Source organism: Halonotius pteroides, from assembly GCF_003605635.1.
GTDB lineage: Archaea > Halobacteriota > Halobacteria > Halobacteriales > Haloferacaceae > Halonotius > Halonotius pteroides.
This window is the reverse complement of sequence record NZ_QMDW01000026.1, coordinates 1-21,496: the sequence shown is the minus strand read 5'-3', so window position 1 is coordinate 21,496 and position 21,496 is coordinate 1. Positions and strand designations below refer to the sequence as shown.

Genomic DNA, 21,496 nt, shown 5'->3' with positions numbered 1-21,496 from the left:
GAGGTAGGCGGGCGGACTCATATAAACGCCACGGGCGCGTCCGACAGCCGTCAGCGATGAGGGGCGGCGCACAGTCTGATCGCCGAAACGTGTTGATACCCGATGATTCGGGGGGAGGCTTTTGGGTGTTGCTGCCGCAGTAGTATGAAATGGGGTCAGGCGATCTCGAACGAAGTCTTGGGCTGTACTCGACGATGATGATCAGCATGGGTGCGATGATCGGCAGTGGGATCTTCGTCCTTCCAGCCCTTGGCTACAAAAAAGCCGGCCCCGCGGTAGTGGTGGCGTATCTCCTTGCGGCGATTATCGTCTTGCCCGCCGCACTGTCGAAAGCCGAGATGGCGACCGCGATGCCGGAGTCCGGCGGAACGTATCTCTACATTGATCGCGCTATGGGGCCGTTGTTCGGAACGATCGCCGGCATCGGCGCGTGGTTCTCGCTGATATTCAAAAGCTCCTTTGCCCTTGTCGGCCTCGGCGCGTATCTGCTGTTGCTTGTGCCGATCTCACAGGGCCAGATCGTTATCGTCGCCCTCGCTCTCGGGACGTTGGTCGTCGTGCTCAACATCTCGGGCACGAAGCTCAGCGGGCAGGTGCAGGCGATCATCGTCAGCCTGGTCATCGTTGGTATCACCGCCTTCACGATCAACGCGGGGCTGTTTGCCGAGACGAGCCGGTTTACGCCGCTTCGAACAGACGGCAACACCGGGATCGTGACCGCCGCGGCCTTCGTGTTTGTCTCCTATGCCGGCGTGACCAAGATCGCCAGTGTGGCAGAGGAGGTCAAAGAGCCCGGCAAAAATCTCCCGCGGGCGATGCTTGGCTCACTGGGGATTATGGCCGTTATCTATATCGGCGTCGTCGGTGCGGTGGTCGGACTCGCCGATCCGTCGGTGTTGAAAACGGGTGGCCCGGATGGAACCGCATCGCTGACACCGATGGCAGACGGGGCGGCGATGCTGTTCGGTGGGGCCGGGGTCGTCGTTATCTCGGTGATCGCGGTCGTCGCGCTGACCAGTATGGCAAACGCCGGCGTGCTTTCATCCTCGCGGTTTCCGCTGGCGATGAGCCGAGATCAGCTGTTGCCACCGATTCTCAGACGGATCGATCGGCGGTTCAAAACCCCGCGGAATGCGGTGTTGCTGACCGGGGCCGTCCTGTTGCTGTTGATCGCCTTCGTGCCGGTGATCGAGTTGGCAAAGCTCGCCAGCGCGTTTCAGATTCTCGTCTTTTCGTTTTTGAACCTCGCGCTGATCGCGTTTCGGGTCGGGAATCCGACAAGCTATGAGCCGGCGTTTACCGCGCCAGGGTACCCGTATGTGCAGGTGTTTGGCTTTCTCGGGTGTATGGCCCTGTTGACACAGATGGGGCTGGTGCCGCTGCTCGGGGCCGGCGGGATCATCATCGGTGGAGCGGTCATCTACCTGTTGTACGGCCGCTCGCGAACCGACCGCGTCGGAGCAGCCAGTCAGTACCTCCAGCGACGACGTCGAAAGGAGACACCCGAACCGGAGAGCGATTAATCGGTCGCCGACGGATCGTAATCGCGTCGAACAACGATCACGGGGTCGCCGGTTTCGTCGCCGATGCGATCCGGCAGGCTACCGAAGATGTGGTCGCTGAGCCCTGACTGGGCCTCGTACATGACGACCGCGTCGTAGTCGGCGGCGACAGTGAGGATCTCGCTGTCGTGACTATCGCCCTCGACTACGAGTGTATCAACGGCGTCGGCATCGAAGCCAGCCTCAAGCATTTCCTCGCGGGTTTCGGTGACGATTTCCTCGGCGTGGTCGCGTGATTCCTCGCCCTCGGCGACGTGAAACAGGGTGATCTCACGAGTTGAATCCTCACACAGGATATCGACAAACCTCGGAAGACGATCGACGTTGTCGGCCGCTGGAATCGGAACCAGAATACGGTCAATCCCGTCGGTTGAAGCGGGATTGAGCTCCGCTGTGCAGTCTTCTTCGATCATCACCCGGTCGATGGTCGCGGCCCGTTGTTTCCCAAAGACAAGTCGGGTTCGAGCTGTCGCCCCCACGTCGCGGAACTGGTCGGCGATCTCGTCCAGTGTTGTCTGGGCCTCGGCTTCGAACTGCTCGCGGGCGGCTTCAACCGGTGTCTGTTCGGGAACCGCAAAATGGCCGAGCACAACGACATCCAACGATGCAAGATCGTTGACTAACACCGGCGATAATGCCTTGTGATCCGGGAGTTCGAACGGAATGAGGATGGTGTCTGTCATACCCGCAGGTTACCGACGCAGGTGAATATAGCTGTGGAACAGGCAGGACGACCGCACGGGGAGACGCCAGCAGTGGCGACAAGGAAATTTGAAAGGCTTAACTCCGATGGCCTGTTTCCACCGGTAACGCGGTTGCCGGAGTTCTCTGCATGTCAGATCACGATACCTCACTGCGAACCCCGATCGTTGCTGTCCTCGGCCACGTCGATCACGGCAAAACCAGCCTGCTGGATAAGATCCGCGGCTCAGCGGTCAGCGAGGGCGAGGCCGGCGCGATCACCCAGCATATCGGCGCGACGGCCGTTCCACTCGAAACGATCGCCGACATGGCTGGCGATCTTGTCACAGTCGAGGACTTCGACCTGCCGGGGCTGCTGTTTATCGATACGCCCGGCCACCACTCGTTTTCAACGCTGCGCTCACGAGGCGGCGCGCTCGCCGATCTCGCGATCCTCGTTGTCGACGTCAACGATGGCTTCCAGCCACAAACTGAGGAAGCTCTCGACATCCTCCAGCGCACCGGCACGCCCTTTGTCGTCGCCGCCAACAAAGCCGACACGACACCAGGTTGGAATCCAAACGAGAACGCCCCGATCAAGCCAAGTTACGACGCCCAAAGCGATACCGCCCGGCAGCGACTCGACGAAAACCTCTATGAGATTATCGGCCAGCTGTCGGACGATGGCTTTTCGGCGGATCTCTACTGGCGGGTCCAGAACTTCCAGAAAAACATCGGCGTCGTCCCCTGTTCCGCGCTGACCGGCGAGGGCGTCCCCGACATCCTCGCGGTGTTGATGGGCCTCTCCCAGCGGTTTATGAAAGCCGAGATGGAGATCGATGTGGCCGGCCCCGGCGAGGGGACAGTCTTGGAGGTCAAAGATCAACAGGGGTTCGGCGCGACGCTGGATGTCGTTGTCTACGACGGGACGATCAACGAGGGCGACCAGATCGTCGTTGGTGGGGTCAACGACCCGATCGTCACCGAGATCCGGGCGTTGCTCCAGCCGCAGCCCAACGCCGAGATCCGGGTCGAAAACCGCTTCGAACGCGTCGACGCCGTCGCCGCCGCCGCGGGTGTCAAGATCGCCGCCCCCGATCTGGATGAGGCGATGGCTGGCGCGCCGGTTCGGGTCGTCCGCGACCGCGATGTTGACGATGTGATCGCGGAAGTCGAAGCCGAACTCGCTGAGATCGAGGTCGACACCGAAGAGGAGGGCGTCGTCGTCAAAGCCGACACCCTCGGCAGTCTCGAAGCGATGGCCAACGCCTTACAGGAGGCCGAGGTGCCGATCCTCCGGGCGGAGGTCGGCGACGTGGCCCCACGGGATATCGCGGTCGCCGGCACAGCCAGAGAGCCCGAGCATACGGTGATTCTCGGGTTCAACGTTGAGGTGCTACCGGATGCCGAGCGCGAACTCGAACAAAGCGAGGTGACGCTGTTCGCCGACGACGTGATCTACCAGCTCGTCGAGGACTACGAGGAACACGTCGCGGAGATGCAGCGGGCCCAACAGGAGACGATCCTCGATAAGATCGTCCGCCCCGCCCGGTTTCAGATCCTCGACGATCACACCTTCCGGCAGTCCGACCCCGCGGTCGTCGGCGTTGAGATCATGTCGGGGACGATCAACAACAACACGAACGTCGCCAAATTCGACAACAACGAGCCGGATCGGGTCGGCGAGCTGTCGGGGATTCAAGCACAGGGTGACGACGTTGAGGAAGCCCGCGCCGGCGAGCGCGTCAGCGTCGCCATCGACGGGCCGACCGTTGGCCGCCAGATCGAGGAGGGCGACGAGCTCTGGATCGAACTCCCCGAGAAACACGCCAAGATCCTCGAACAGGAGCTCAACGACGAGATCCCGGCCGACGAGCTGGAGGCGTTGTCAGGGTATCTGAACAAGCGACGAAAGCGCGATCCGTTCTGGGGCAAATAACGTATCAAACACAGAAAGCGGTAGCACAACCCGCCTCTGTAGAGATGGGAGAGTGGTTGTGGGGGTGACGACTGAGTATGTCAGACTGCGATGAGGCGGATGCTCAAAAGGGGTCGTTGAAGCCAGCCGGCAGCTTAGAGGATGTACGCGCTGTTGTTCTCGATTCGGCGGGGGGCCTGTAGCTGCTTGTAGGTGCTTCCACCCGCCGGGGCTTGCGAGATGAAGGTGATCGATTCTGACTCGTTGAGTGGCGACACACCACTGATATCCGTCAAGGAAAACTCGACCACCATGAGATCGTTTTGGTCGGATATGATATCGGTGCCGTCTTCGAGCCCCTGTTTTGGATACAATTCGATCCCATCGCTGGCGGTGCCGGCACTCGTATTTGCACCGTTGACCACGGTCGCTTCGCCGTCGGTTTCGATGGTGTACGACACCTTGCTGAGGTTGATCGGGTCGGAGCCGGCGGCGAGTCGAACGCTCGCATTGAGCGTATCGATCGTGTTGTTTGCGTTTGTCTCAAGCCCGATTACCTCACCGACCTGAACGACATCGCTGACCTCGGCCGTCGTTTCTTCACCGGTTTGCTGTGCCTGTGATTGGAGGAGGCCGGCCGTGTTGATCAACACGCCCGCGGCGATCGCCGCGACTAACACCATCGCGATGAACACGATGAGCGTGCCGATCCCCACCTGACCTCGGTTCGCTGCGTTGAACATAGTGTGACGTCGCCCACCCGGAACAGGGTCGGCGATATCGGGACGAACTCCGAAGACGAATATAAAATTGTGGCAGCGATTTTCAAACAAGATAATTATAGTAGAATAATAGGAAGCATCGATTCAGCAGGCAGCACCGAAGTATATTGTGATGCTATTGCCGGTTTTCTGTAGTTATCTTTTTTAATATCTCGTCGATGGTTATTTCAGCCTCTCATCGTAATCTGTTGGTAGTCGCCTTTCGTGACTGAAGGTGACTGTGTGACTACTACCCGGAACAGGTAGGGGAAGTTACCCAACGCTTCCCGTTCGAGCTCCGGGGTGGTATTTTCTGTGGGACAGGAGTCACCCTGATCGAACAACTGACAACCAAAGACCGTGAGAGTATTGCCGCCAGCATCGTCGCATTCGATCGACAAGAAAAGCGGCTACTGACGCCGGACGAGATCAGTGTTTAGGAGTCGAGATCCGGTGTTTCGAGCGTTGTCTCCGCACTCGGGTCGAACGTCTCGTAGTGGACGACCGCATCGATCGGGCGGCGTCCCTTCCGTTCGTTATCGATGTCAGCCGTCGGCTCAGCGGGATAGCCGAGGGTGATGAGCATGACCGGCTCGTAGCCGTCAGGGATATCAAACTCCTCAACGAGGGCATCGGCGTCGAATCCTTCCATCGGACAGCTGGCAACACCGTGTGTCCACGCCGCATACATGAGCGTCATCGCCGCCAACGAGGTTGACCGGGTTGTCCATGTCTGACGGTCAGGTGCAGACATCCCAGCCATCGCTTCGACATTGTCTAACAGCGCGTCTCGTACGTCCGCATTCGGGATGTAGTCCTTCGCAAGCCAGTCGTCGAAAACGGCCTCAGCATGTGCCATCGGGTCGGTGTTGCCGAGTACCACAACGGCTGTGTCAGCGTCAACAACGTGGTCTTGGCCGTTCGCAACGGCTTTGAGTCGTTCTTTCGTTTCAGTATCGCGCAACGCGAGGAACTCCCACGGCTGGAGGTTGTATCCGGAGGGCGCAAGCGTTGTCGCTTCGAAGATGGCATCGAGTGTTGGCTGTTCGATCGACTCATCACTGTATTCGTGCACTGATCGCCGGGTCGAAACAGTATCTGTGAAGTCCACACCAGCAGAAGGGGGTGGACAGGGAAAACGACAGTGCTCACGGCGATATCGGTGTGTTGTCGACGGGCGAATGCACAACACCACCGGTCACTGCTGTCGTCGCACACTGATCACTGCTGTCGTCGCACACTGATCGGTTGAACCTATGTCGATACAGCCGGTGGTTGGACGCTGGTGACCTCCTATCTTTTTGACGATCCACACAGCAGCTATGGTATGGACAAGATTGCCTTCGGCACTGATGGGTGGCGTGCTACCCTCGATGTCTTCACCGACGACCGTGTCCGGATCGTTGGCGAAGCGGTCGCAACCTATCTTGAGGAGGAGGGGTACACCGATCCCGTCATCATCGGCTACGATGCCCGCGAAACCTCGCCGGGCTTTGCCGAGAGCCTCGCTGAGATCATAGCTGGCCACGGTTTCGACGTGCTGCTGCCGGAACGCGACTGCCCGACACCGGTGATCGCCTACGCGATCGTCAACCGCGGGCTCTCGTGTGCGCTGATGGTCACGGCCTCGCACAATCCACCGGAGTACAACGGCGTCAAGTTCATTCCCGAAGACGGCGCACCCGCCCTCCCCGAACGCACCGAGAGGATCGTCGACAACCTCGCCGAACCCGACCTCCTCCCTGAGGCGGAACACGGCGAGATCACCGAGATCGACCCTATCGCTGACCACGCCGACCACGCGAGCGATCTCGTCGGCGCGGATCTCTCGGATCTCACCATCGTCTACGACGCCCTCCACGGCAGCGGCCGCGGCGTCACCGACGCCCTCCTTGAGTCGGCGGGCGCGGAGGTCATCACCCGCCGCTGCACCCAGGATCCCGACTTCGGCGGCGATGAACCCGAACCCAGCCCCGAGAACCTCCGGTCGCTGGCCGAGGCGGTCGAGGAGCACGACGCCGATCTTGGGATCGCCAACGACGGCGACGCCGACCGCATCGCGATCACCACCCCTGAGCGTGGCTATCTCGACGAGAATCTGTTTTTCGCCGCGGTCTACGACTACCTCCTCGAATCGGATTCCGGCCCCGCCGTCCGCTCGGTGTCGACGACCTTCCTCATCGATCGTGTCGCCGAGGCCAACGGCGAGGAGGTCGTCGAGGTACCGGTCGGATTCAAATGGGTCGGCAAAGCGATGGGTGACTCAGACGCGCTGATCGGCGGCGAGGAGTCGGGCGGCTTCTCGATCCGCGGCCACATCCGCGAGAAAGACGGCGTCCTGATGGCGCTGCTGGCCGGCGCGGTCACCGCCGCCAAACCGCTTGACGACCGCGTCGACGCCCTGCTCGACGAACACGGCGAGATTCACGCCAGCAAGGTCAGTGTCGACTGCCCCGACAGCGAGAAGGAACGCGTCCTCAACGACCTCGAAGACCACATCCCCGAGTCGGTCGCCGGCTCAGCCGTTGCCAACACCGTCACCCTCGACGGCTTCAAACTCCTCCTTGAGGACGGCTCGTGGCTGCTGATCCGGCCGAGCGGAACCGAGCCGAAGCTGCGGGTCTACGGCGAGGCTGGCAGCGACGAACGACTCCAGACGCTCTTAGGCGAGGGCGTCGACCTCGTCGAACCGTTAGTGTAGGTTTTCACCGCCTGCCGACTGCGGTGGCCCGGTGTGTAAACCGGGTGTCTTTTTATTGACGCTTCGCTGCAAAATAATGACGTTGGGTCGCGTCACAAAACAAGCTGACCTGGGAGGTGAGTAGCATCTCCGAAAAACCGCAAATTGCAGCGATCATCTGCGGGACAGTTCTCGTCCTGTTTGGTAGGCCGGTCGGAACCGTCGTGCTGATGATCGCTGTTACGTCGGCTGTCGACGGCGAGTGACTCGCTGTCGACTGGTCTCCTTTTTTTGGGGTTCAGGCCGCTGATTCTATCATCCTCTCGGATGTTCCACTGGCCTGTATACCATGGAGACTTGGTGTCTCCGTCTACTAGTAGACACTCCTCATTGATGTAATTTGCCATAGAACCTACAAACAGCCTGATGTCGGCGAAACGGTGTGTAAACCGGGTGTCTTTTTATCCGGGCTTTCGTACCCCGCAGCATGTTCAAGGCCATCGTGAGTGCTGACACGCTCAAGGACGCGCTTGACTCGGTGAGCGTGTTGGTTGACGAGTGTAAGATCCGGCTGAACGAAGCGGAGTTCGCCATCCGCGCCGTCGACCCTGCCAACGTCGGGATGGTCGACCTCTCGCTGGCGGCAGCCGCCTTTGAGTCCTACGAGGCCGACGGCGGCGTCATCGGCGTCAACCTCGGTCGACTCGAAGATATCGCCGGGATGGCAAACAGCGGCGACCTCATTCATCTCGAACTCGACGAAGAAACCCGCAAGCTCCACATCCAGATCGACGGCCTCTCGTATACCCTTGCGCTGATCGACCCCGATTCGATCCGTCAGGAACCCGACATCCCGGATCTCGATCTCTCGGCGGAGATCGTCTTGGAGGGCAGCCAACTCAGCCGCGGGATCACCGCCGCCGATATGGTCAGCGACCACATCGCGCTTCGCGTCGATCCCGACGATGAAGCGTTTTATATCGAAGCCGAGGGCGACACCGACGACGTGGATCTCAAACTCGACAGCGACGATCTGATCGATCTCACCGCCGGCGCGGCCGACTCCCTGTTCTCACTCGACTATCTGAAGGATATGAACAAGGCGATCCCGAAGGCAGCCGAGGTCACGACCGAGCTCGGCGAGGAGTTCCCCGTCAAACTCCACTATGAGTTTGCCGAAGCCCTCGGCCAAGTTACCTACATGCTCGCCCCGCGGATCCAAAGCGACTGACGAGTGTAGACGCACCGGCTGGCGTGGCAGGCTGACAGCGGCAGGCCGCAACCGATTTTACCCGCCCGCTTGAGGCGTAGGTATGGAAGTGTTCGGCTCCAGTGGAGCCCGCGGGATCGCCGGCACCGAACTCACCCCCGAGTTCGTGCTGCAGGTTGCCCAAGCCGCCGGGACGGTCTGGGAGGCCGACCGCGCCGCCGTCGCCACCGACACCCGCCTGACCGGACAGATGTTCGCCGATGCCACCGCCTCGGGGCTGGCCGGTGTCGGCCTCGATGTCGACCGCCTCGGGCTAACGCCAACGCCGGCGATCGGGCGGTACTGCGAACAGGAAGCGATCCCGGGGGTGATGCTGACGGCCTCGCACAATCCGCCGGAGTACAACGGCATCAAGCTCATCGGTGCCGACGGGATCGAGCTCTCGATCGACCGCTTAGAACGGATCGAAGCCCACGCCCTCGGCGAGGAGTTTGATCTTGTGCCGTGGGAGCTCGTCGGCGAGAGCCGCGAGGTCGACACCGCCAACGCCACCTATCAACAGTCGCTGCTCGACGCCATCGACACCGAGCGCATCGCCGACGCCGACCTCACAGTCGCGCTCGACCCCGGCCACGGTGCCGGCGGTGTAGTCAGCCCGGAATTTTACCGCGAATTAGGGTGTGAGGTTGTCACCGTCAACGCCCAACTCGACGGGCGGTTCCCCGGCCGGATGCCCGAGCCAGTCCCGGAAAATCTCGATGACCTCGGTCGGCTCGTCGAGGCCGCCGACGCCGATGTTGGGATCGCCCACGACGGCGATGCCGACCGCTCGGTGTTTTTCGACGAACAGGGTCGGTTCATCGACGGCGACGCCTCACTGGCTGCCCTAGCTGCACGCGAGCTATCGGCCGGCGACCACACCGTCGCCGCGGTCAACGTCTCCCAGCGGTTGGTCGATGTCTGTGAGCGCGTCGACGCCGAGTTGGCGCTCACACCGATCGGCGCGACACACATCATCACCCGGATCAAGGAGCTGTGGACGGCCGGTGAGACCGTTCCCATCGCCGGCGAGGGCAACGGCGGCGTCTTCTTCCCGAATCACCGCCTCGTCCGTGACGGCCCGTATATCGGCGCGAAGTTCCTCGAACTGATCGCCGACACGCCGGCCAGCGAGGTCGTCGCCCCGTATCAGGACTACCACAGCACACGGGTTAATCTCGCCTACGGCAGCGAGGCCGAACGCCGGACGATGCTGTCGGCCGCCGAGGAGTACGTTCATGCCGCCGACGCCGAGATCTCAACGCTCGACGGCTACCGCCTCGAGTACGGCAACTCGTGGGTATTGGTGCGACCCAGCGGCACCGAGCCGAAGATCCGGATCGTCGCCGAGGCGACAACCGCCGACCGCGCCGAGGAACTGGCGACCGATCTCGCCGACGTGGTGCGGGCGGCCGTGGAATAACACCCCGCCGACGGGAAACCTGTCACCACGGCGGCAAACATTGTAAGAGCCTACCAGCTAAATCAGGGCATGATGGAACGAATCGTCGAGGTGGTTCCGGACGCCGGATTGCACGCACGGCCGGCCTCACAACTTGTCCAGGCGGCAAATCGATTCGATAGTGAAATCACAGTCGGCCGGGCCGGCGGCGGCGACGCCGTGGGTGCAAACAGCATGCTCGCGGTGACCGGGCTGAGCATCGAACACGGCGAGTCGGTGCGGATCACCGCCGACGGCGACGACGCTGAGGCTGCGCTCGACGAACTCGAAGCGCTGTTGACAACGCCGGTCGAAGACGAGGAGGAAGACAGCGAATGAAGCGCAGCGGCATCGGGAGCACACCGCTATCCGGTGTCGGCACCGCCCGCTGGTACCGACCCGGTGATCTGACGCTGCCTGAGCAACCCGACCCAAGCGCGGTCGACAGCGACGCCGAACAGGCCCGCTTCGAGGACGCCCAAGCGACCGCCCGCCAGCAGATCGAACAGGCCCGCCAGCAGGCCGCCGAGCGCGTCGGCGAGGACGAAGCCGCCGTCTTCGAGGCCCACCTCCAGTTTCTCGATGATCCCCAACTCGTCGACGACATCGAAGGCGCGATCGGCGAGGGCACACCGGCCGAACACGCCGTCGACGATCGGTTTGGGGAGGCGATCGCTCAGTTCGAGGGGATGGACGGCCGGATGGCCGAGCGTGCCGGCGATCTGCGTGATATCCGGAATCGACTCCTCCGGACACTGTTGGACGTCGAGACCGTCGATCTCTCGGCGTTGCCAGCCGGCACGATCCTGCTAGCCGAGCGCCTCACCCCGAGTGATACCGCAACGCTCGATCCCGAGTCGGTCGCCGGCATCGCCACCGTCACCGGCGGGCGCACCTCTCATGCCGCGATTATCGCCCGCTCGCTGGCGATCCCAGCGGTCGTCGGCGTCGGCGAGGAGCTGACCGAGATCGAAGCAGGCGCGGACGTGCTTGTCGACGGCGAGAGCGGTAGCGTGGTTGTCGATCCCGACGAAGACGAGCGGGCGGCCGCCGGCGGCGTTGACGCCCCGGTCGTCGAGGAGACGGTGTCGACCGATGACGGGAAGCAGATCGAGGTCGCCGCCAACATCGGCGGCAGGGCGGAACTCGATCCGGCCGTCGCCCGCGGTGCCGACGGGATCGGCCTCTTTCGTAGCGAATTTCTGTTTTTGGATCGTGAGCGGCCACCCGATGAGGCCGAACAGTACGACGCGATCACGACCGTGCTGGAAGCGTTCCCGGACGATCGGATCGTCGTTCGAACGCTGGATATCGGCGGCGACAAGGACGTGTCGTATCTCGACCTTCCAGAGGAAACAAACCCCTTCCTTGGGCAACGCGGGATTCGGCTCTCGTTGGAAGCCCACAGCGATCTCTTCGAGACACAGTTGCGTGCGTTGCTGCGGGCGGCGGCCAGCGAGCATGGCGACGACCTCGCGGTGATGTTCCCGATGGCGACACAGATCGAGGAGGTCGAAGCCGCCATCGAACGCGTCGAATCGGTCGCCGCCGAGCTTGACGGCGAGGGCGTCGACTACGCGATGCCGGAACTCGGCGTGATGATCGAAACGCCGGCGGCCGCGTTTCTTGCCGACAGCTTGGCTGCGCGACTCGACTTCCTCAGTATCGGCACCAACGACCTCACACAGTACGTGATCGCCGTCGACCGCGAGAATGACGCCGTCGCCGACTACCACGACCCGCTGTATCCGGCGGTGTTGCGCGCCATCGACCGGACGGTCTCGGCGGCCGACGGCAACGACGCCTGGGTCGGCATGTGCGGCGAGATGGCCGGCGACCCCGACCTCACGGAGTTACTTGTCGGCCTCGGCCTCGATGAACTCAGTATGAGTGCGGTGACGGTGCCGGCGGTGAAACAGCAGGTACAGCAAGCCGCGACCGACGCCGCCAACGACCTCGCTGCCGACGCGCTGGCCTGTGAGACACGGGCCGAGGTACTGGACGTGCTCGACGAGAGCTAAAACGGTTGTTGTCCGAAAAATGCCAGCATAAGGATGTGAACGCAGCCGCTCCGCTCACTTCGTTCCGTGTTCAACTCCTGTCAGTCGGCGATTCCGGATCAGCGGTGGTCACGGCGCGATAAAACGCGCCGCTGGTGGGTGCTGACCCGTCAGAAACGCCAGGACAGGGATTTGAACTCACTCACTCCCTACGGTCGCTCGCTGCTCAAATCCTGTCAGTCAGCGTTTCCGGATCAGCGGTGGTCACGGCGCGATAAAACGCGCCGCTGGTGGGTGCTGACCCGTCAGAAACGCCAGGACAGGGATTTGAACCCCGGATCCCAAAGGGAACACGCTTTCCAGGCGTGCGCCTTACCACTCGGCCATCCTGGCCCGTCTGTCCCTATCGCGGTGGCGATTTTAAGTCCTTCCCTTCCCGGCCAGCCGTGGTTCGATGATCGCCGCGGCAACGGCGACGACGCCACCGACAGCAAGGCCGAGCCCGGCGAGTCCGCCGACGCCGATCGGCAGCGAACCGCCGGCAAGACGGTAGCCCACGGCGAGGACAAGAAACAACAGCGCGCCGACGAGCCCCCACAACAGGCTCGATGTGCGACGTGGGCTCACGCCTCCGGATACGTCGCCACGGCCTCGATCTCGACGCCGACACCCTTCGGGAGCGCGCCTGCCTCGACCGCGCTGCGAGCCGGCGGGGCGGCAGCGAAGTACGTCTCGTATGTCTCGTTCATTGCGCCGAAGTCGTCGATATCGGCCAGAAAGACCGTCGTTTTGAGGATATGCTCGGCGGCGAGATCCTCAGCCGCGAGGATCGCCATGACGTTGTCGAGGGCGAGTTCGGTCTGGGTGGCGATGTCGGCGTCGGCGTGGAGGTCGCCGTCGGGCGTGAGGGGGATCTGACCAGCGGTGTAGAGCGTCGAGCCGTCGGTCGTCGCTTGGCTGTAGGCACCCACGGCTTCGGGGGCGTCGTCGGTGCTGATGGTTCGTTTCATGGCTTCGGGTGGGTGATCGAGGCGAATAAATCCGCCCCCTCACTTCCGTACGTCAACGGTGTAGCCCGCATCACGAAGTGTCGCCAGCAGATCGGCGGCATGGTCAGGCCCGTGGGTTTCGAGTTCGAGTTCGACGGAGGTGTCGCTCATGCCGACCTCCCGGGAGGTGCGTTCGTGGTGGATCTCGTAGATATTAGCACCTTTGTCGGCGATGATCTCGATCAACGACTCCAGTGCGCCGGGGCGATCCGGGAGGACGGTGCGGATCTTCAGATACCGCCCCATTTGGATCATCCCCCGCAGGATCACCGTTGTCAACACGTTCATATCGATGTTGCCGCCACACAGTGCGGGGACGATTACCTCGTCTTCCTCATATGCAAAGCGACCCTCAAGCAGCGCCGACAGCGCGACCGCACCCGCGCCCTCGACGACGGTTTTGCTCCGTTCAAGCAGCAGCGTCAGCGCAAGGGCAATCTCCTCGTCGGAGACAGTCACCACCTCGTCGACACGCTCTTGGATGATCTCGAAGGGTTGCTCGCCAACCGAGCGGGTGGCGATCCCGTCGGCGACGGTGTCGACGCTGTCCCGGGATTTGATCTCACCGGCCTCAAGGGAGTCGATAACGCTGGAGGCACCCTCAGCTTGGACGCCGATAACGCGGACGTCCGGCTGCTGGCTCGTGATCGCGGTGGCGATCCCGGAAATGAGGCCGCCACCGCCGATGGGGACGACAACGGTTTCGACGTCAGGCTGCTGTTCGAGGATTTCGAGGCCGATCGTCCCTTGGCCGGCCATTACCATCTCGTCGTCGAAGGCGTGAACGTAGGTGCGGCCCGCCTCGTGTTCGATCTCGTGGGCGCGGGCTTGAGCCTCGGCGTAGTCAGCACCGTCGAGGACGACACGGGCACCATATCCACGCGTTGCTTTGACCTTCGAGATCGGCGCGTGTTCCGGCATGACGATCGTCACATCGACACCAGCACGGGTCGCTGCCAGGGCGACGCCTTGGGCGTGATTGCCCGCGCTGGCGGTGACGACGCCGGCGGCCTGTTCGGCATCAGAGAGCGTCGCAATCCGGTTGAGCGCGCCCCGGATCTTGAACGCGCCCGTCCGCTGGACGTTTTCTAGCTTGAGAGAGACCGACGCGCCGGTTCGCTCCGAGAAGGTGTGTGAGTAGCGAACCGGCGTCACGCGGGCCACATCGGCGATGCGATCGCGGGCCGCACGTATTGCCGCAAGCGAGAGCATATCTCTCGTTGGTGGGGACGTGCGCTAATCGGTTTCGGTGTTAGTGATAGCGGTTCAAAGAAAGGAGCCGGATCGATTGTCGTCGCTGGCAGCGTGTCGTTATCACTCACGAGTATAAAAACGGGATAGGGAATGTACGCGTGTGACGCGCAACTGAGTGTTTGGCCCGGAAGTATATAAAGATCCGGCATGCGTAGTGAAAGTGAAAACCGCACACAGGCGGCGACTGCTGATGTCTGTCAGACAGCTGTCGGTCTCGGTTCAAACTTATTATTTTTATTGACAAATTCAATGTGAGTCGCTGAGAGACAGCGTTCGATCCGCGATGGAAACGCGGCGGTGCCGGGCCAGTACTGATCAGGTGAGCCGAGGCCAAGCGCGGCCGGATCGCCGATATAAACGCTCGCCGTCGATGTCGACACCGTCGCCGCGAGCGACGGCGCAAGTGAGACCGATACCCGGTGGTAGAGCCCGCGGTCGACGCCCTCGTATAGATCGAGCCGCTCGATCTCATCGGTTTCAAGCAGTCGACCGGTGACCGAGTCACCCGGGACGAGCGTCGGATATCGGCCATCGAGACGACGGAGGCCCATACAGGTAGCGGAACCGACAAACCGATAGCTGTCAAGCAGCGACGCAACCTGCTCATCGTTGGTGAGCGTGCCGTAGACAAAGACCAACACGACCATTGTGGCGGCTACGCAGTGTTGTCGATAGTTTCGATGGCTTCACAGCCGATAGCAATCGTGTCGGGATCGAGATCGCTGTTGTGGAGCGCTGTCGGCGTATACCACGCCCAGCGGTCTGCGGGGGCTTCGCCCGCTTCAGGTTCGATCTCACGGCTCTCAACGGCCGCAAAGTAGATGTGATCGATATGCTGGTGGCCGACCGTCCCGTCAGGCTGGGTGTTAATATCGTACAGCAGCATATGCGCCGGCTGTGGCAACACCTCGCCAGCCGGTGGGGTCAGTTCGGCGGTTTCGCGGTGGAGGGTTGGATCAAGACCGGTTTCCTCGCGGACTTCACGGCGACCCGCCTCGTGGGGGCATTCGTCGCGATCAACGTGGCCGCCGGGCGGGATACGGATCTCCAGACCAGCATGCCGATGCAGTGCGGTCGCGCCGTCGTTGACGATGTAGACCGTCGCGGTGAAATGGCGTGTCGTCTCCATGGCTGTTGCTTGCGGGCCGACGGTTTTGCGGTTGCGAAAGAAACGAAGGTCGTCAGGCGACAGACTGCTGTTCGTCGGCCTCAAGCAGTTCGTGGTAACGATTGCGGATCGTGACCTCGGAGATGTTGGCGACCTCGCTGACCTGATTTTGGGTGACCTTCTGGTTGGTCAGCAGCGAGGCGGCATAGATCGCCGCCGCAGCGAGACCGACCGGGGATTTACCGCTGTGGACACCCTGTGCTTTCGCCGTCGACAACAGTTCACGGGCCCGACGCTCGGCCTCATCTGAGAGCGTCAGATCCGAGGCGAACCGCGGGACGTACTGCTCAGGATCGGCCGGCTTGATTTCGAGGTTGAGCTCGCGGGCGACGTATCGGTAGGTGCGGGCGATCTCGTCTTTGTCGACTCTGGAGACAGCCGTGAGCTCATCAAGGCTACGCGGGGTGCCAGCCTGTCGAGCCGCCGCATAGAGCGCCGCCGTCGAAACACCCTCGATGGATCGACCGGGCAACAGATCCTCATCGAGAGCGCGACGATAGATGACCGAGGCGGTTTCCCGAACGGCATCCGGCAGGCCAAGCGCACTTGCCATGCGGTCAATCTCGCCGAGGGCTTGTTTCAGGTTGCGTTCCTTGCTGTCGCGGGTGCGGAACCGCTCGTTCCAGGTGCGGAGCCGCTGCATCTTCTGGCGTTGCCGCGAGGACAGCGACTTGCCGTAGGCGTCTTTATCCTGCCAGCCGATGTTGGTTGAGAGCCCCTTGTCGTGCATCATCTTCGTTGTCGGCGCGCCGACACGGGATTTCTGATCCTTCTCGTTGCTGTCGAAGGCACGCCACTCGGGGCCGTGGTCGATCTCGTCTTCCTCGACGACGAGTCCGCAGTCACGACAGACTGTTTCGCCGTGCTCGGTGTCGGTTGCCAGTTGGCCGTCGCACTCCGGGCAGCGGAGCGTCTCGTCGGTGTCGGTCGACTCCGTCTGCTGGGGAGACCGGTTATGGCTCCGGGTGTGCTCGTCGGTAAACGTACGAACGTTGTCGCTCATGATATGGATGAAACGGTGTGAGAGATCGCGGTATCACACCCGTTTTGTGCATCAGTATACACGGGCTGAAACAACTTAATAATACCCTATAATTTCATTAGTATATATGCCGAAAACTACCGGACGAAACCGGGTAAAGAATGATTATGAATCTAATACGAATTGATGCGCGTAGCCACCCGGTACTCCGTTGCTTCGTTGGGAACGATAGCGGGCCGATCAAGTGCGTTGCCAAGCGGATCAAGCAGGATGGCAGCCGGTCGATGTTGGAAACGAAACCCTTACTCTCAGGCCGTGATTCGGGACGCATATGAGCGATTCGTCCGTTGATCCCGACGAGGTACAACATGTTGCCGACCTCGCACGGGTTGATCTCGCCGACGCGGAGCGCGACGAGTTCACCGAGCAGTTCGCCGACATCCTCTCGTATTTCGACGCACTGGATGAGGTGCCCGAGGTCGACAGCGACCCCGAGTTGGTCAACGTGATGCGGGCCGACGAGGTCGAAGGCGGCCTGTCGCAGGACGAGGCCCTCCAGAACGCCCCTGAAACCGAGGATGGCTTCTTCAAGGGGCCGAGCGTCTCATGAGCAGCGATCAGGCTGCCGCCGAAGACGCCTACAACGCCTTCGTCACCGAGGCGACAATCGAGGGCGACTCCGACGGCCCGCTGGCCGGCCGCACGATCGCCATCAAGGATAACATGTCGACCGACGGCGTCCGGACAACCTGCGGTTCGGCCATGCTTGACGACTACGTCCCGCCGTACAACGCGACCGTCGTCGATCGCGTACTCGATGCTGGCGCAACCATGGTCGGCAAGGCCAACATGGATGAGTTTGCCATGGGCGGCACCACCGAAACCTCGGCGTTCGGCGCGACCGAAAACCCCGCCGCGCCGGGTCGCGTCCCCGGCGGCTCCTCAGGTGGCTCAGCCGCAGCGGTTGCCGGCGGCGAGGCCGACCTCGCACTCGGCAGCGACACCGGCGGCTCGGTGCGTAACCCCGCCGCCTTCTGTGGCGTCGTCGGTATTAAACCGACCTACGGGCTGGTCTCCCGATACGGGATCGTCGCCTACGCCAACAGCCTCGAACAGGTCGGCCCGCTGGCGAATACGGTCGAGGACGCCGCCCTGCTGCTCGACGTGATTTCCGGTTCCGACCCAAACGACGCGACAACCAACGACGGCGGTGCCGACTCCGACTATGCGGCCGCCGCTGACGGCGACGTTGAGGGCCTCACAGTCGGCGTCATCACCGATCTGATCGACGGCGCGGACGATGACGTGGTCAAGACCTTCGAGGCCTCGTTGGACGACCTCGAAGCACAGGGCGCGGAGATCACCGAGGTTTCGCTGGAGTCGCTGGAGCACGCGGTGCAGGCCTACTACGTGATCGCCATGTCGGAGGCCTCCTCAAATCTTGCGCGCTTCGACGGCGTTCGCTACGGCCCTGACACCGACAGCGCGGGCAACTGGAACGAGCAGTTCGCCGCCGTCCGCGAGGCGGGCTTCGGCCCGGAGGTCAAACGCCGGATCCTGCTCGGCACCTACGCGCTTTCTGCGGGCTATCACGACAAGTACTACAAGAAGGCCCAAGACGCCCGAGCGTGGGTGAAACAGGACTTCGACGCCGCCTTCGAGGACGTGGACGTGCTGGCGTCGCCGACGATGCCCGTCGTCCCGCCGAAACTCGGCGAGAGCCTCGACGATCCGCTCCAGCTCTATCTGATGGACGCCAACACCGTCCCCGTCAATCTCGCCAATCTGCCGGCGATCTCGGTGCCCGCCGGCGACGTGGACGGCCTGCCGGTCGGCTGCCAGCTCATCGGCCCGAAGTTCGGCGAGGAGACAATCATTCGGGCGGCGAGTGCGGTCGAAGACTGAGGAGACGGTAGCTGTGGAAGGCGAGTTTCATCATACGATAATTGTTATTTTTCTTGATCCGTGCAAGATGTAACGCGCATATTCAGCGCATGTCTTGATCTCTTTTCACTGTGGGTAGTACTGTTTTTCGAAATTATGTGTGTGTTTTTGCACGTCAACTACAATCATACTGAGTAGAAATACACACATTGTATCGATGAATAGCTGGTGATCAATTTGTCAGTGTAAGATATTTAATTGAATTCAGCATATGATTTTTATCATCGCCTAATCCCGGAAATAAGCGTTCTGTCGATCTCATCGTAATTAATCGTACGGCCATTGTATTCGCTAATAAATCGCGCTGCATCGTTACTGTTAGAAAACGGGAGAAGAGCACTACCCATCCCTCCTCTCGCGTCACTATCGACAACATATATAAGTTCCGTTGCATCGGCGAACGTTTCTGGACTTGTTGGGGCAGGCATGATCATAGTATCAGACGATAGCTCCCAGTCTACTATTGAATAATCTGTCACATAAATACCAGCTGCTTGGGCACCGCTGTTACGCATCTCAAAGTGGTAGGGGAACAACCCGTAAACAAGCGTATGAAACCACGCAAGGTTATCAGGTGAATTTCCCTCTACACCGGCACCTTGTCGCGGTTTCGGCTCGGTTTCTTCATAGAAGATCTGTCCGTTAGGGCCACCATGATCACCTATTACCATACCCCCTTGGAAGTCTGTCTTTTCCCCTGACAAATCAACTGGATCAGGTGCCTGTCTGCCAACCCCTTCGTTTTGAGCACATCCAGCGATTGAGAGTAAATTAACCGTTGTTGCTGCAGTAATAAACTGTCGTCTGTTTCTCATAGCCCGAATAGCCGATGAACGACAAAAACCATTTGCAAAGTGCGTACTCCGTATCGGTGATTCGGCTATTTATCAACTACAGGATAGAAGGATCTAACAAATGAAAAATAGAATGCACCCGACCCGGTCAACATATCTGATCGTGCTGGCTATCCCAGAATTTGATAAACCATTGGTAGATGAGCCTCCATGACACAGGGATCAAGGAGAGAATTATATCAATCGAATTAACTGATTGTGTGCTCACCTTTGATGTCGATGAGGTAGTGGCTGTCTGGCATTATACACACTCGTTCGCCGACTTCGACTGGAAAACTAACTCCATGGGACGAGTTACTGCCCGTCACAGCACAGCAATAGTCGCACTGTTTAGAAAACAAATAAGTATCTCTAACCTACACTAGATGAACGATATAATAATTTTTAATATTTCGCTGCGACTCATTTCATATATGAGTGTAGTGAGTATCTCAATGCCAGAAGAATTACTTGATCGAATTGACCAATTTGCCGACGATCACGGCTATACCGGGCGAAGCGAAGTCCTCCGTGAAGCCGGTCGCAATCTGCTGGGGGAGTTTGAGGATGAAAGGCTAGAAGACAGGGATCTAATGGGGGTTATCACCGTACTTTTCGACTACGAAACAACGACCGTCGAAGAAAAAATGATGCATCTCCGCCACAAGCATGAAGAAATTGTTGCGTCTAACTTTCACAGTCACGTTGGGGGACATCACTGCATGGAATTGTTCGTGCTAGAAGGGTCGCTTGAACAAATTTCGACCTTTGTCGGAAAGATACGGGCAACAAAAGATACGCTTACTATCGACTACTCAGTGCTACCGGTAGACGATTTTGGGCCACTCGCGGATATAAACTGATCTGAATTTAAAATTCAGTTAACTAGAAAATAACGTTTGTTTTACTCGGCTATTTACTTAGGCCAGTTTGTTTAATCGATCCCCGAAAAATAGCTAAAACAATATTTAATTCTATTTTAGTATTTTATATTAATTCTGTTTGTATAAACCACTGTATCTATTATCTTTGAGTCTTATTTTAATATATGCCGATAGTAAGCTCCTCGATGACAGAGCGACTTCGAGACGATCTCGACACGTTTGCAGAAGAACATGGCTACACAGGACGAAGTGAGGTCATCCGAGAGGCTTGCCAGTCGCTACTGGAGGAATATCAACATTCTGATGACGAAGATCGGTTAGTATTAGCGACAGTGGCGGCGATGTTCGGCTACAACGAACCGGATATCGAAGGTAGAATGATGGATATACGTCACGAATATGAAACATCGATCAGATCAAATTCTCATATCTGTCTTGAAGACAGGGAGGGCTGTGTCGAGACGTTTGTTATCGAGGCTGAATATAGTGATGTTTTGCAGTTTATTGGCACTGTGCAGGGTGTAGATGAATCGATTTCAGTTGAATACACAGCCACAGCTATTGATGTTGTGAGCACTGAAATTGAACAACATTGATTTGGGTATTGACAGCCTCTTGTATCAAGCAAAATTGCAAAGATAGCTTTTATTATTATTTTTCAGCTTTTGGTACAGCAAGTTTATTATAATATTAGCCAGTATTGCCAACCACGTATGGCACACATTCACCTCGGCGAAGGGTCGTTTCCACTGTGGGCAGTGATAGTTTGGACGCTACTTGGGCTTGGACTCATCAGTACCATCATTTACCGAATTCGGAAGGGAGGTATTGAGACCCATCAGATAGCACTCGCAGGCATCGGCGCGGCCGCGAGCTTCGCAGTTTTCCAGCTAAATATCCCTGTGTGGGGCCACCCGTTATCGCCTAAGCAGCTTACCGTAACATTACGGTAAAATACGGTATTTCTGAGACGACAGATGTCTGTTGCACCTTCTGCTTCAACGAGACATGGATCGGTGTATCTACCGAATCACCCAGTCACTTCGAACAGCCCTCCCAGAAGAGGCCGTGGCGCGAACTGCTCGCGCCA

Annotated in this window: 21 protein-coding genes, 1 tRNA gene and 1 pseudogene; 12 read left to right on the top strand and 11 right to left on the bottom strand. The window is 59.8% G+C overall.

Features of this window, described 5'->3' with window-relative positions; translation table 11 throughout:
• Positions 1-149 precede the first annotated feature (149 nt).
• Positions 150-1,523 (top strand): APC family permease, encoded by a 1,374-nt coding sequence (locus DP106_RS13210; protein ID WP_120086031.1) that lies wholly within the window; start codon positions 150-152, stop codon positions 1,521-1,523.
• Here DP106_RS13210 and DP106_RS13205 read toward each other — a convergent pair.
• The gene (locus tag DP106_RS13205) at positions 1,520-2,245 is read right to left on the bottom strand and encodes a universal stress protein (RefSeq protein WP_120086029.1); all 726 of its coding nucleotides are present in this window, start codon (positions 2,243-2,245) and stop codon (positions 1,520-1,522) included. The genes DP106_RS13210 and DP106_RS13205 overlap by 4 nt on opposite strands.
• Positions 2,246-2,394: 149 nt before the next feature.
• Here DP106_RS13205 and infB point away from each other — a divergent pair, with 149 nt between their 5' ends.
• Positions 2,395-4,182, top strand: coding sequence for a translation initiation factor IF-2 (gene infB, locus DP106_RS13200; protein WP_120086027.1), 1,788 nt, complete (start codon positions 2,395-2,397; stop codon positions 4,180-4,182).
• A gap of 134 nt (positions 4,183-4,316) precedes the next feature.
• Here the strand turns inward: infB and DP106_RS13195 are convergent, their stop codons facing one another.
• Together DP106_RS13195 and DP106_RS13190 are read right to left on the bottom strand one after the other, a co-directional pair.
• Positions 4,317-4,904, bottom strand: a complete 588-nt coding sequence (locus DP106_RS13195; RefSeq protein WP_120086026.1) for an archaellin/type IV pilin N-terminal domain-containing protein — start codon at positions 4,902-4,904, stop codon at positions 4,317-4,319.
• Between the two features lie 454 nt (positions 4,905-5,358).
• Positions 5,359-6,033: a nitroreductase family protein gene (locus DP106_RS13190; protein ID WP_120086024.1), complete on the bottom strand. Its 675-nt coding sequence runs from the start codon at positions 6,031-6,033 to the stop codon at positions 5,359-5,361.
• A gap of 216 nt (positions 6,034-6,249) precedes the next feature.
• Between DP106_RS13190 and DP106_RS13185 the strand changes: the two genes are divergently transcribed.
• The 5 genes from DP106_RS13185 to ptsP all read left to right on the top strand — a co-directional run bounded on the left by DP106_RS13185 (position 6,250) and on the right by ptsP (position 12,313).
• Positions 6,250-7,623 carry a phosphoglucomutase/phosphomannomutase family protein gene (locus DP106_RS13185; RefSeq protein WP_120086022.1) on the top strand — a complete coding sequence of 458 codons (1,374 nt, stop codon included), beginning with the start codon at positions 6,250-6,252 and terminating at the stop codon, positions 7,621-7,623.
• Between the two features lie 466 nt (positions 7,624-8,089).
• A complete protein-coding gene (locus tag DP106_RS13180) occupies positions 8,090-8,833 on the top strand; it encodes a DNA polymerase sliding clamp (protein ID WP_120086020.1) in 744 nt (247 codons plus the stop codon).
• Between the two features lie 82 nt (positions 8,834-8,915).
• Entirely contained in the window at positions 8,916-10,274 is a 1,359-nt protein-coding gene (gene glmM / locus DP106_RS13175; RefSeq protein WP_120086019.1) for a phosphoglucosamine mutase, read from the top strand.
• 72 nt (positions 10,275-10,346) lie between these two features.
• A complete protein-coding gene (locus DP106_RS13170; protein WP_120086017.1) occupies positions 10,347-10,631 on the top strand; it encodes an HPr family phosphocarrier protein in 285 nt (94 codons plus the stop codon).
• On the top strand, positions 10,628-12,313 hold the full coding sequence (ptsP, locus tag DP106_RS13165) for a phosphoenolpyruvate--protein phosphotransferase (RefSeq protein WP_120086015.1): 1,686 nt from the start codon (positions 10,628-10,630) through the stop codon (positions 12,311-12,313). Before DP106_RS13170 ends, ptsP begins: the two co-directional genes overlap by 4 nt.
• 291 nt (positions 12,314-12,604) lie before the next feature.
• Here the strand turns inward: ptsP and DP106_RS13160 are convergent.
• The 7 genes from DP106_RS13160 to DP106_RS13130 all read right to left on the bottom strand — a co-directional run bounded on the left by DP106_RS13160 (position 12,605) and on the right by DP106_RS13130 (position 16,766).
• Positions 12,605-12,685 (bottom strand) — tRNA-Ser (locus DP106_RS13160).
• Positions 12,686-12,712: 27 nt separating this feature from the next.
• Complete coding sequence (locus DP106_RS13155) at positions 12,713-12,919, bottom strand: hypothetical protein (RefSeq protein WP_120086013.1); 207 nt, start codon at positions 12,917-12,919, stop codon at positions 12,713-12,715.
• Positions 12,916-13,302, bottom strand: coding sequence for a Rid family detoxifying hydrolase (locus tag DP106_RS13150; RefSeq protein WP_120086011.1), 387 nt, complete (start codon positions 13,300-13,302; stop codon positions 12,916-12,918). The genes DP106_RS13155 and DP106_RS13150 overlap by 4 nt, the downstream gene beginning before the upstream one ends.
• A 39-nt stretch (positions 13,303-13,341) precedes the next feature.
• On the bottom strand, positions 13,342-14,553 hold the full coding sequence (gene ilvA, locus DP106_RS13145) for a threonine ammonia-lyase (protein WP_120086009.1): 1,212 nt from the start codon (positions 14,551-14,553) through the stop codon (positions 13,342-13,344).
• Between the two features lie 239 nt (positions 14,554-14,792).
• Positions 14,793-15,242 (bottom strand): gamma-glutamylcyclotransferase family protein, encoded by a 450-nt coding sequence (locus DP106_RS13140; protein ID WP_240625426.1) that lies wholly within the window; start codon positions 15,240-15,242, stop codon positions 14,793-14,795.
• 8 nt (positions 15,243-15,250) lie between these two features.
• Positions 15,251-15,724: an NUDIX domain-containing protein gene (locus DP106_RS13135; protein WP_120086008.1), complete on the bottom strand. Its 474-nt coding sequence runs from the start codon at positions 15,722-15,724 to the stop codon at positions 15,251-15,253.
• 52 nt (positions 15,725-15,776) lie between these two features.
• On the bottom strand, positions 15,777-16,766 hold the full coding sequence (locus DP106_RS13130; protein WP_120086006.1) for a transcription initiation factor IIB: 990 nt from the start codon (positions 16,764-16,766) through the stop codon (positions 15,777-15,779).
• Between the two features lie 310 nt (positions 16,767-17,076).
• Here DP106_RS13130 and gatC point away from each other — a divergent pair, with 310 nt between their 5' ends.
• Together gatC and gatA are read left to right on the top strand one after the other, a co-directional pair.
• Positions 17,077-17,355, top strand: coding sequence for an Asp-tRNA(Asn)/Glu-tRNA(Gln) amidotransferase subunit GatC (gene gatC, locus DP106_RS13125; protein ID WP_120086004.1), 279 nt, complete (start codon positions 17,077-17,079; stop codon positions 17,353-17,355).
• Complete coding sequence (gene gatA, locus DP106_RS13120) at positions 17,352-18,650, top strand: Asp-tRNA(Asn)/Glu-tRNA(Gln) amidotransferase subunit GatA (RefSeq protein ID WP_120086003.1); 1,299 nt, start codon at positions 17,352-17,354, stop codon at positions 18,648-18,650. Before gatC ends, gatA begins: the two co-directional genes overlap by 4 nt.
• Before the next feature lie 260 nt (positions 18,651-18,910).
• Here the strand turns inward: gatA and DP106_RS13115 are convergent, their stop codons facing one another.
• Positions 18,911-19,504: a nitrous oxide reductase accessory protein NosL gene (locus tag DP106_RS13115; RefSeq protein ID WP_120086001.1), complete on the bottom strand. Its 594-nt coding sequence runs from the start codon at positions 19,502-19,504 to the stop codon at positions 18,911-18,913.
• 452 nt (positions 19,505-19,956) lie between these two features.
• Between DP106_RS13115 and DP106_RS13110 the strand changes: the two genes are divergently transcribed.
• The 3 genes and pseudogenes from DP106_RS13110 to DP106_RS13100 form a co-directional block, all read left to right on the top strand.
• Complete coding sequence (locus DP106_RS13110; protein WP_120086067.1) at positions 19,957-20,385, top strand: CopG family ribbon-helix-helix protein; 429 nt, start codon at positions 19,957-19,959, stop codon at positions 20,383-20,385.
• Between the two features lie 206 nt (positions 20,386-20,591).
• Positions 20,592-21,002 (top strand): CopG family ribbon-helix-helix protein, encoded by a 411-nt coding sequence (locus DP106_RS13105; RefSeq protein WP_120085999.1) that lies wholly within the window; start codon positions 20,592-20,594, stop codon positions 21,000-21,002.
• Between the two features lie 117 nt (positions 21,003-21,119).
• Positions 21,120-21,317, top strand: a pseudogene (locus DP106_RS13100) (energy-coupling factor ABC transporter permease); the annotation flags it as partial.
• Positions 21,318-21,496: the final 179 nt, after the last annotated feature.

Excerpts from the sequence above, each read along its gene's own strand:
- DP106_RS13210 (WP_120086031.1), top strand. The coding sequence starts at position 150 with ATGGGGTCAGGCGATCTCGAACGAAGTCTTGGGCTGTACTCGACGATG.
- DP106_RS13205 (WP_120086029.1), bottom strand. The coding sequence starts at position 2,245 with ATGACAGACACCATCCTCATTCCGTTCGAACTCCCGGATCACAAGGCA.
- infB (WP_120086027.1), top strand. The coding sequence starts at position 2,395 with ATGTCAGATCACGATACCTCACTGCGAACCCCGATCGTTGCTGTCCTC.
- DP106_RS13195 (WP_120086026.1), bottom strand. The coding sequence starts at position 4,904 with ATGTTCAACGCAGCGAACCGAGGTCAGGTGGGGATCGGCACGCTCATC.
- DP106_RS13185 (WP_120086022.1), top strand. The coding sequence starts at position 6,250 with ATGGACAAGATTGCCTTCGGCACTGATGGGTGGCGTGCTACCCTCGAT.
- DP106_RS13180 (WP_120086020.1), top strand. The coding sequence starts at position 8,090 with ATGTTCAAGGCCATCGTGAGTGCTGACACGCTCAAGGACGCGCTTGAC.
- glmM (WP_120086019.1), top strand. The coding sequence starts at position 8,916 with ATGGAAGTGTTCGGCTCCAGTGGAGCCCGCGGGATCGCCGGCACCGAA.
- DP106_RS13170 (WP_120086017.1), top strand. The coding sequence starts at position 10,347 with ATGGAACGAATCGTCGAGGTGGTTCCGGACGCCGGATTGCACGCACGG.
- ptsP (WP_120086015.1), top strand. The coding sequence starts at position 10,628 with ATGAAGCGCAGCGGCATCGGGAGCACACCGCTATCCGGTGTCGGCACC.
- DP106_RS13150 (WP_120086011.1), bottom strand. The coding sequence starts at position 13,302 with ATGAAACGAACCATCAGCACCGACGACGCCCCCGAAGCCGTGGGTGCC.
- ilvA (WP_120086009.1), bottom strand. The coding sequence starts at position 14,553 with ATGCTCTCGCTTGCGGCAATACGTGCGGCCCGCGATCGCATCGCCGAT.
- DP106_RS13140 (WP_240625426.1), bottom strand. The coding sequence starts at position 15,242 with ATGGTCGTGTTGGTCTTTGTCTACGGCACGCTCACCAACGATGAGCAG.
- DP106_RS13135 (WP_120086008.1), bottom strand. The coding sequence starts at position 15,724 with ATGGAGACGACACGCCATTTCACCGCGACGGTCTACATCGTCAACGAC.
- DP106_RS13130 (WP_120086006.1), bottom strand. The coding sequence starts at position 16,766 with ATGAGCGACAACGTTCGTACGTTTACCGACGAGCACACCCGGAGCCAT.
- gatC (WP_120086004.1), top strand. The coding sequence starts at position 17,077 with ATGAGCGATTCGTCCGTTGATCCCGACGAGGTACAACATGTTGCCGAC.
- gatA (WP_120086003.1), top strand. The coding sequence starts at position 17,352 with ATGAGCAGCGATCAGGCTGCCGCCGAAGACGCCTACAACGCCTTCGTC.
- DP106_RS13115 (WP_120086001.1), bottom strand. The coding sequence starts at position 19,504 with ATGAGAAACAGACGACAGTTTATTACTGCAGCAACAACGGTTAATTTA.
- DP106_RS13110 (WP_120086067.1), top strand. The coding sequence starts at position 19,957 with ATGAGTGTAGTGAGTATCTCAATGCCAGAAGAATTACTTGATCGAATT.
- DP106_RS13105 (WP_120085999.1), top strand. The coding sequence starts at position 20,592 with ATGACAGAGCGACTTCGAGACGATCTCGACACGTTTGCAGAAGAACAT.